8 protein-coding genes are annotated in these 8,850 nt (G+C 70.0%); 7 read left to right on the top strand and 1 reads right to left on the bottom strand.

Annotated features, from left to right (window positions below):
• Positions 1-191: 191 nt before the first annotated feature.
• The 6 genes from ACWCRB_RS47345 to ACWCRB_RS47320 all read left to right on the top strand — a co-directional run bounded on the left by ACWCRB_RS47345 (position 192) and on the right by ACWCRB_RS47320 (position 6,352).
• Positions 192-362: a Trm112 family protein gene (locus ACWCRB_RS47345; protein WP_007382472.1), complete on the top strand. Its 171-nt coding sequence runs from the start codon at positions 192-194 to the stop codon at positions 360-362.
• A 29-nt stretch (positions 363-391) separates the two neighbouring features.
• Positions 392-1,531: an SIS domain-containing protein gene (locus ACWCRB_RS47340; protein ID WP_451001997.1), complete on the top strand. Its 1,140-nt coding sequence runs from the start codon at positions 392-394 to the stop codon at positions 1,529-1,531.
• Between the two features lie 78 nt (positions 1,532-1,609).
• Positions 1,610-2,761, top strand: coding sequence for a mannose-6-phosphate isomerase, class I (manA, locus tag ACWCRB_RS47335; protein WP_451001996.1), 1,152 nt, complete (start codon positions 1,610-1,612; stop codon positions 2,759-2,761).
• Positions 2,762-2,875: 114 nt separating this feature from the next.
• A complete protein-coding gene (locus ACWCRB_RS47330) occupies positions 2,876-3,853 on the top strand; it encodes a cation diffusion facilitator family transporter (RefSeq protein ID WP_451001995.1) in 978 nt (325 codons plus the stop codon).
• Between the two features lie 271 nt (positions 3,854-4,124).
• Positions 4,125-5,582 carry an adenosylhomocysteinase gene (gene ahcY / locus ACWCRB_RS47325; protein WP_451001994.1) on the top strand — a complete coding sequence of 486 codons (1,458 nt, stop codon included), beginning with the start codon at positions 4,125-4,127 and terminating at the stop codon, positions 5,580-5,582.
• Between the two features lie 152 nt (positions 5,583-5,734).
• Positions 5,735-6,352 carry a hypothetical protein gene (locus tag ACWCRB_RS47320; protein ID WP_451001993.1) on the top strand — a complete coding sequence of 206 codons (618 nt, stop codon included), beginning with the start codon at positions 5,735-5,737 and terminating at the stop codon, positions 6,350-6,352.
• Here the strand turns inward: ACWCRB_RS47320 and ACWCRB_RS47315 are convergent.
• Positions 6,349-7,281 carry an RDD family protein gene (locus ACWCRB_RS47315; protein WP_451001992.1) on the bottom strand — a complete coding sequence of 311 codons (933 nt, stop codon included), beginning with the start codon at positions 7,279-7,281 and terminating at the stop codon, positions 6,349-6,351. The genes ACWCRB_RS47320 and ACWCRB_RS47315 overlap by 4 nt on opposite strands.
• A 130-nt stretch (positions 7,282-7,411) precedes the next feature.
• Between ACWCRB_RS47315 and ACWCRB_RS47310 the strand changes: the two genes are divergently transcribed.
• Positions 7,412-8,419: a stage II sporulation protein M gene (locus tag ACWCRB_RS47310; RefSeq protein ID WP_451001991.1), complete on the top strand. Its 1,008-nt coding sequence runs from the start codon at positions 7,412-7,414 to the stop codon at positions 8,417-8,419.
• Positions 8,420-8,850: the final 431 nt, after the last annotated feature.

The raw sequence follows: 8,850 nt of genomic DNA, 5'->3' as shown, positions 1-8,850 counted from the left end.
CGGCGTTTGAGGACGAGCGCGTTCAGCGCGACAAAGGGGGGTCTGGGGGCGCAGCCCCCAGGGATGGGACGGGTAGGGGCGGCGGGGGCGAAAACCCCAACCACCCGCACCCTACCCACGCCCCGCCACCCCGCCCCCCACGGCGGTACCCTGACCAGGCCACATCACCGCACCCCCCGAAGGGACACCACATGCCGCTCGAAGCCGGCCTCCTGGAGATCCTCGCCTGCCCGGCCTGCCACGCTCCCCTCAAGGAGCAGGACACCGAGCTGATCTGCACAGGCCAGGACTGCGGCCTGGCGTACCCCGTCCGGGACGGAATCCCCGTACTGCTCGTCGACGAGGCCCGACGCCCCGCGTAACCCCGCCCCGGCGATCGGAGGTGCCACCCATGCTCGACGAATCGCTGCTCGACGCCCCCGAGGCGTTGGCGGAAGCAGACCACCGCGGCCTCCTCCGCGGAGCCGCCGAAGCAGGCGCCCGCGTCCGCACCGCCGCCCGCCACGCGGCCGAAGCGGGCATCAACGACCTGAAACCGGACGGCCGCCCCCGCGCCGTCCTGATCGCGGGCCCGGGCGCCGCCGCGACCTGCGTGGCCGACCTCCTCGGCACCCTCGCCGGCGCCACCACCCCCGTCACCCGCCTGGCCCCCACCGGCGTGGCCCCCGCGGCAGGCGCCCTGCGCTGGGAGCTGCCGGGCTGGGCCGGCTCCGTGGACCTGCTCCTGATCGCCACCCCCGACGGCGCCGAACCGGGCCTGTCCCTGCTCGCCGAGCACGCGTACCGCCGAGGCTGCACGGTCGTCGCCGTAGCGCCCGCCGGCACCCCGCTCTCCGAGACGGTGCAGGGCGCGGCCCACGGCCTGTTCATCCGGATGGCGACCGCCCCGTACGAGCAGGAGGAGGCGGACCAGCCGCTCGCCGCATCCGCCCCCGCCGTCCTGTGGGCGCTGCTCACCCCGCTGCTCGCCCTCCTCGACCGCACCGGCCTGCTCACCGCCCCGCCGGACGCCCTGGAGAAGGTCGCCGACCGCCTCGACCACATCGCCGAACGATGCGGCCCGGCCATCGCGACGTACAGCAATCCGGCCAAGACCCTCGCCGCCGAACTCGCGGACACCCTCCCGGTGATCTGGACCGAGGGCACGTCGGCCGGGCCCGCGGGCCGCCGTTTCGCCGCCGCCCTCGCCGAACTCGCCGGCCGCCCCGCGCTCGCCGCCGAACTCCCCGAGGCGCTCGCCGCGCACGGCGCCCTGCTCGCGAGCCGGCTCGCCGCGGGCGCCGACCCCGACGACTTCTTCCGCGACCGCGTGAACGAGGCACCGGCCCTGCACGCGCGCGTGGTCCTCCTCCGCGACCGCCCGACCGGCGGCCTCAGCGCCGCTCCCGCCGCCCGCGAACTCGCCCTCGGCCACGACACGGCGATCAGCGAACTCGAACCGGAGGACGGCGCCGAACTGGAGAACCTGGCGGAACTGATCGCCACCACGGACTTCGCGGCGGTGTACCTGGCGCTGACGGCAGGAACCTGACACCAAGGAACCGCCAAAACAGCCCCCGAACCACCCCACTCCTTTCCTCACCTGCCTCCCGCACGCAGAAAGACCGCTATGGACCGCCTCGACAACACCATCCGCCCCTACGCCTGGGGTTCCACCACCGCCATCCCGGCGCTCCTCGGCACCGAGCCGACCGGCGAACCGCAGGCGGAGATGTGGATGGGCGCCCACCCCGGCGCCCCCTCGCGCACCGGACGCGGCACACTCGTCGAGGTCATCGACGCGGACCCGCAGGGCGAACTCGGCGCGGCGGCCGTCGCCAAGTTCGGCCCCCGCCTGCCCTTCCTCCTCAAGATCCTCGCGGCCGGCGCCCCCCTCTCCCTCCAGGTGCACCCCAACCTCGCCCAGGCGAAAGAGGGTTACGAGGACGAGGAGCGCCGCGGGATCCCGGTGGACGCCGGGCACCGCAACTACAAGGACGCCAACCACAAGCCCGAACTCATCTGCGCCCTCACCGAGTTCGACGGCCTGTGCGGTTTCCGCGACCCGTCGCAGGCCGCCGACCTCCTCGCGGCCCTGGACGTCGACTCCCTCAAGCCGTACGTCGACCTGCTGCGCGCCCACCCCGAGGAGGCGGCGCTGCGCGAGGTCCTGACGGCCGTACTCAGCGCCGACCGCGACGACATGGCCCGCACGGTCACCGAGGCCGCGACCGCCTGCGCCCGCCTCGGCGGCGACTACGCGCCCTACGCGGACATCGCCCACCACTACCCCGGCGACCCGGGCGTCATCGCCGCGATGCTCCTCAACCACGTCCGACTGCAGCCCGGCGAGGCACTGTTCCTCGGCGCCGGCATCCCGCACGCCTACCTCAACGGCCTCGGCGTCGAGATCATGGCCAACTCCGACAACGTCCTGCGCTGCGGACTGACCCCCAAGCACGTCGACGTCCCCGAACTCCTGCGCATCGTCCGCTTCGAGGCGAGCGACCCCGGCGTACTGCGCCCGGAGGCGTCCCCCGACGGCGAAGAGGTCTACGACACCCCGATCGACGAGTTCCGCCTCTCCCGGTACGTCCTCCCGGAGAGCACCCCCGCCCGCGACCTCACCCTCCCGACCCCGCAGATCCTGCTCTGCACGGCGGGCTCGGTCCGCATAGGGGACATCGAACTCGCCCCCGGCCGGTCGGTCTTCGTGCCGGCGAACGACAAGGCCGAACTGTCGGGCCCCGGCACGGTCTTCCGGGCGACGGTCGTCGTCTGACACCACCTGGCGCGTCGTTGTCGGAGGGTGCTGCAACAATGGCCCACCGGCAAAGGGCGGGCAAAGCCCGGGACAGCGTACGTATCGAACGTATCGAAGGGACAACGCGAACACATGAGCGCGTCAGGCGGCACCAAGGCGATCGTGGCGGCACTCGGCGCCAACCTCGCGATCGCGGCAGCGAAGTTCGTGGCGTTCCTCTTCAGCGGTTCGTCGTCGATGCTCGCGGAGTCCGTGCACTCGCTCGCCGACTCCGGCAACCAGGGCCTGCTCCTCCTCGGCGGCAAGAGGGCCAAGCGTGAGGCAACCCCGCAACACCCCTTCGGCTACGGCCGCGAGCGGTACATCTACGCCTTCCTCGTCTCCATCGTGCTCTTCTCGGTCGGCGGCATGTTCGCGATCTACGAGGGCTACGAGAAGATCAAGCACCCGCACGAGATCGAGCACTGGTACTGGCCGGTGGGCGTCCTCGTCTTCGCGATCATCGCCGAGAGCTTCTCCTTCCGTACGGCCATCCAGGAGTCCAACCCGCTGCGCGGCCAGCAGTCCTGGAAGGACTTCGTCCGCCACGCCAAGGCCCCCGAACTGCCCGTCGTCCTCCTGGAGGACCTCGGCGCGCTGGTCGGCCTGATCCTGGCCCTCGGCGGCGTCAGCCTCGCCCTCGCCACCGGTGACGGCGTCTGGGACGGCATCGGCACCCTCTGCATCGGCATCCTGCTCATCCTGATCGCGCTGATCCTGGCCGTGGAGACCAAGTCCCTGCTGCTGGGCGAGGCCGCGGGTACGGAAGCGGTCGTGGCGATCGAGAAGGCGATCGTCGACGGCGACACCGTCACCGGCATCATCCACATGCGCACGCTCCACCTCGGCCCCGAGGAACTCCTGGTCGCCGCCAAGATCGCCGTCCAGCACGACGACACCGCCGCCGAGGTGGCCACCGCGATCAACGCCGCCGAGTCCCGTATCCGCGCCGCCGTCCCGATCGCCCGCGTCATCTACCTGGAACCGGACATCTACAGCGAGACGGAAGCCGCCAAGGGCTCCGACCGCGAGGCAACTCCGGGCGGCCCGGCCGCGCCTGCCGCCCACTGAGTTCCCTTCCCTTCGTGCTCGATCTGTCCTGATGTGTTCGCAGGCGGACTGGGGACGGCCGGGCCGACAGGTGTAGCTTGGGACGGAGCCAGACGTCGCTGCTGATGGCGGTCGGTCGGTCCCCTCGCGGACCGGCCGAGGGAGAGAGGGCCTCCGACGGACTGTGCTGCGCGTACTCGGGCATGCCTGTGCCCTCTTCGGGCACCCCTGTGTCCGCTGCCGCGCAGACCAGCCGTACCCACCTCGCCCCAACCCTGAGGAGCAGCCCGTAATGACGACTGTCGACGCCCGACAGGACTTCAAGGTCGCAGATCTCTCCCTGGCCGAGTTCGGCCGCAAGGAGATCACCCTCGCCGAGCACGAGATGCCCGGCCTGATGTCCATCCGCAAGGAGTTCGCCGCCACCCAGCCGCTGGCCGGCGCCCGGATCATGGGCTCGCTGCACATGACCGTGCAGACCGCCGTCCTGATCGAGACCCTGGTCGCCCTGGGCGCCGAGGTCCGCTGGGTGTCCTGCAACATCTTCTCCACCCAGGACCACGCGGCCGCCGCCATCGCCGTCGGCCCGAACGGTACGCCCGAGAACCCCCAGGGCATCCCGGTCTTCGCCTGGAAGGGCGAGACCCTGGAAGAGTACTGGTGGTGCACGGAGCAGGCCCTCACCTGGCCGAACACCCCCAGCGGCGGCCCGAACATGATCCTGGACGACGGCGGCGACGCCACCATGCTCGTCCACAAGGGCGTCGAGTACGAGAAGGCCGGCAAGGTTCCCTCGGCCGACACCGCCGAGTCCGACGAGCACCGCGTCGTCCTCGAACTGCTCGACCGCACCATCACCGACGGCTCGCAGAAGTGGACCCAGGTCGCCTCGGAGATCCGCGGCGTGACCGAGGAGACCACGACCGGCGTCCACCGCCTGTACGAGATGCAGCGCGAAGGCGCCCTCCTGTTCCCGGCGATCAACGTCAACGACGCCGTCACCAAGTCGAAGTTCGACAACAAGTACGGCTGCCGCCACTCCCTGATCGACGGCATCAACCGCGCCACCGACGTTCTCATCGGCGGCAAGACCGCGGTCGTCTTCGGCTACGGCGACGTGGGCAAGGGCTGCGCGGAGTCCCTGCGCGGTCAGGGCGCCCGCGTGATCGTCACCGAGATCGACCCGATCTGCGCGCTCCAGGCGGCCATGGACGGCTACCAGGTCGCGACCCTCGACGACGTCGTCGACAAGGCCGACATCTTCATCACCACGACCGGCAACAAGGACATCATCATGGCCGCCGACATGGCCAAGATGAAGCACCAGGCGATCGTCGGCAACATCGGCCACTTCGACAACGAGATCGACATGGCCGGCCTGGCCAAGATCCCGGGCATCGTCAAGGACGAGGTCAAGCCGCAGGTCCACACCTGGAAGTTCCCCGACGGCAAGGTCCTCATCGTGCTGTCGGAGGGCCGCCTGCTGAACCTGGGCAACGCCACCGGTCACCCGTCGTTCGTGATGTCCAACTCCTTCGCGGACCAGACCCTGGCCCAGATCGAGCTGTTCACCAAGCCCGACGAGTACCCGACCGACGTCTACGTGCTCCCCAAGCACCTCGACGAGAAGGTCGCCCGCCTCCACCTCGACGCGCTCGGCGTGAAGCTGACGACGCTCCGCCCCGAGCAGGCCTCGTACATCGGTGTCGAGGTCGAGGGCCCGTACAAGCCGGACCACTACCGCTACTGAGCCGACACCCCCGCCGGTGGTGAGCACGTCCGTGCACTGACACGCTCACCACCAGCAGGTCCATCGCTCCGAGACAGGCCCCCGCACCCCCGTGGCGGGGGCCTGTCCCATTGCGAGGCTCAAGGAACAGCCCGAGAACACCCAGGACTCCCATGCCCCGTGGCCGTTATTCGCTCCACGATCCGCACGACCACACCCCCCTCGCAGAAGAACACTTCCACTGCGCCCCAGGTCCCTCCGGCTGGCGCTACGTCTCCCAGCTGACCGCCCCCTCGGGCGACCACACCGGCTCCGTCGACCTCACCCTCGACGACCTGGGCCGCCCCATCCGCCTCGAACTCCACGCGTCGAGCTGGCAGGTCCGCGGCGCCGCCCTGGACGGCGTCACCTGGGTCCGCACCGACCCCACCGGAACCCACGCCACCGAAGGCAACGTCCGCGCCCACGCCTTCACCGGCACATCCCCCGCGTTCCTGATCGCCACCGCCCGCCTCCTGCGCCTCACTCCCTCCTCTTCGGCAACCCGCGTACGCCTCGTAGCCCTCACGGACCCGGTCCTCGCCCCGCGCACCGTGGACCAGTCCTGGGCCTTGGTGAAGAGAGAAGCACACGCCACTGACAACGGCCCCCTGACCGTGGACGAATACCAGGTCACAGCCCTGGACACGGGCGAACAGCACGCCGTGCACATCACCGGCGACGTGGTCCTGTCCGCACCGGGCATCGAGCTGGAACACCTCGAATCCCCGCCGTCGGCGTTCCCCGACTAGGCAGGCGGCGCGAACCCACCGGAGGGGCGGTGATCGGCGGCCGGGTCCTGCGGCGCGGCTCCGGTGACCGGGGCGGGGAGGGGAAGGGAGACAGCGGCGGGCGGATACGGATACGGAACCGCAGGCGGGGCCTGAGGCCGCACCGGAGGACCGAACGAACCAGGCCCACCGGTAGCTGCCCCACCCCCGAACGCCCGCCGAGCCTCCCGCACCTGCCGCTCCTGCACCACGGCCGCCAGATAGGCCGCCGGCGGAACATCGTGCGGCGCCGCAGTCCCCGTACATGCCGCCACGTCCGAGGCGAGCCGTTCGGCCATGGCCCAGCCCACCTGCGGATCCAGCTGCCGCATACGCGTCAGGTACTGACGTACGGCCAGCCACAGCCCGTCGGGCACGGCCGACAGATCGAGTTCCGCGAACCGTCCTGACAGCCAGGGCGGCGGCGGAGGAACGAAGGCGGTCCGACCGACGGGCACCCGCTCCCGTACGACGAGCGTGCCCGCGACGACATCACCGATCCGTCGCCCCCGCGCCGAAACGAGTGAGGCGATACAGGCCACCACCCCGAACGTCATCAGAATCTCGACCACACCGACCGCACCCCGCACGAGCGCGTGCCGGAACCGGATCGGCCCGCCGTCGTCCCGCACCACCCGCAGACCGCAGGCCATCTTGCCGAGCGACCGCCCATGGCTGAGCGTCTCCACCGCGATGGGCGCACCCACCAGCACCAGAATGAACGCGGCGATGGAGAGCGCGAACTGCGCCGCCTCGTCCAGCGAAGCCGTGGATATGACCAGAACAATGGTGACGACGGTGTAGACCAACCCGACCACAACAAGGTCGAGCAACACGGCCAGCGCCCTGCTGGGCAGTTTCGCGGGACGCAGCTCCAGCGTCACCGCCTCGCCCGTAACCAGCTCACTCACGCCTGCCGCCCTTCACCTGACCTGCCCCTGGAACCGCCAGTCTGCCAAGCTGAAGGGGCATCGCGCCGCAGTACGACAAGCCGACACCCACGACGCGCAGTCGACGAACAGCCGAGGAGCAGGCAAAACGATGGACCTCGACGTCTTCGTCTCCGCCCACCGCGCCGAGTGGGACCGCCTGGACGCACTACTGCGCCGCCAGCGCCGCCTCACCGGAGCCGAGGCGGACGAACTCGTCGCCCTCTACCAACGCACCGCCACCCACCTCTCCCTGATCCAGTCGAGCGCCCCCGACCCCCAGCTGACCGGCCGGCTCAGCCAACTCGTGGCACGCGCGCGTAGTGCCGTGACAGGAACCCGCCGCGCCTCCTGGCGCGATGTCACCCGCTTCCTCACCCACGGTTTCCCCGCGGCGGTCTACCGGTCACGCCATTGGTGGGTCCCCACCGCGCTCATCTCCACGGCGGTGGCGGTCCTCCTGGGATGGTGGATAGGCACGCACCCCGAGGTGCAGTCCTCCATAGCGGCCCCCGACGAACTGCGCGAGCTCACCCGCCCCGGTGGCCAGTACGAGACGTACTACTCCAGCCATCCCGCCGCGTCCTTCGCCGCCCAGGTGTGGACGAACAACGCCCAGGCCGCCGCGATGTGCCTGGTCCTGGGAATCTTCCTCTGCCTCCCGGTCGTCTGGATCCTCTTCCAGAACATGCTCAACGTGGGCGTCGGCATCGGCCTGATGTCCTCGGCCGGCCGCCTCGACACCTTCCTCGGCCTGATCCTGCCCCATGGCCTCCTGGAACTTACGGCCGTCTTCGTGGCCGCGGGCACGGGCCTGCGCCTCGGCTGGACCGTCATCGACCCGGGCCCGCGCTCCCGCCGCACGGCACTGGCCGAGGAGGGACGAGCAGCCCTGGGCATGGCGATAGGCTTGGCCCTGGTCCTCTTCGTCTCGGGCGCCATAGAAGGCTTCGTCACCCCGTCGGGCCTGCCCACCTGGGCCCGCATCACGATCGGGGTCGTCGCCGAACTGGCCTTCCTCGCGTACGTCTATGTCCTCGGCGGTCGCGCGGCACGCGCCGGCGAGACAGGCGACCTCGAAGCGGTCGAGCGCAGTGCCGTCGTACCCACGGCTGCCTGATGTGCAGACACACCGGCGGGGCTGCTAGTCTCCTCTTCGCCCCACAAGAGCCGTTGACGCGGAGGGCGTGGGGAGGTAGATTAGAACAGTTGCCTAGAGCCGGACAGGCTCGGTGGCGACAGTGAAAATCTATGGGTTTCTTGAGAACTTGGATTCTTGAGGACCGCTTCCCGATTACCTCAGGAATGAACGGCCGGTAAGTCCGGCCAAAAACTTCTGATAAAGTCGGACTCGCCGAAAGAGAGCCGGAAGGCAATCGAATAGGCAGAAGCTCTCCAACGGCTACTGGATCAAAATCCCGACCGGAAACGGAACGGAAAACGGTCTGGTAAGGTTGGAAACGCAAGACCGAAGGGAAACTGCCCGGAGGAAAGCCCGAGAGGGTGAGTACGAAGGAAGCGTCCGTTCCTTGAGAACTCAACAGCGTGCCA

It is taken from the genome of Streptomyces sp. NPDC002156 (genome assembly GCF_053593675.1).
The sequence above is the reverse complement of the archived record's forward strand: the minus strand, read 5'-3'. Positions and strand labels throughout refer to the sequence as shown.

Excerpts from the sequence above, each read along its gene's own strand:
- ACWCRB_RS47320 (WP_451001993.1), top strand. The coding sequence starts at position 5,735 with ATGCCCCGTGGCCGTTATTCGCTCCACGATCCGCACGACCACACCCCC.
- ACWCRB_RS47310 (WP_451001991.1), top strand. The coding sequence starts at position 7,412 with ATGGACCTCGACGTCTTCGTCTCCGCCCACCGCGCCGAGTGGGACCGC.
- manA (WP_451001996.1), top strand. The coding sequence starts at position 1,610 with ATGGACCGCCTCGACAACACCATCCGCCCCTACGCCTGGGGTTCCACC.
- ahcY (WP_451001994.1), top strand. The coding sequence starts at position 4,125 with ATGACGACTGTCGACGCCCGACAGGACTTCAAGGTCGCAGATCTCTCC.
- ACWCRB_RS47340 (WP_451001997.1), top strand. The coding sequence starts at position 392 with ATGCTCGACGAATCGCTGCTCGACGCCCCCGAGGCGTTGGCGGAAGCA.
- ACWCRB_RS47330 (WP_451001995.1), top strand. The coding sequence starts at position 2,876 with ATGAGCGCGTCAGGCGGCACCAAGGCGATCGTGGCGGCACTCGGCGCC.
- ACWCRB_RS47345 (WP_007382472.1), top strand. The coding sequence starts at position 192 with ATGCCGCTCGAAGCCGGCCTCCTGGAGATCCTCGCCTGCCCGGCCTGC.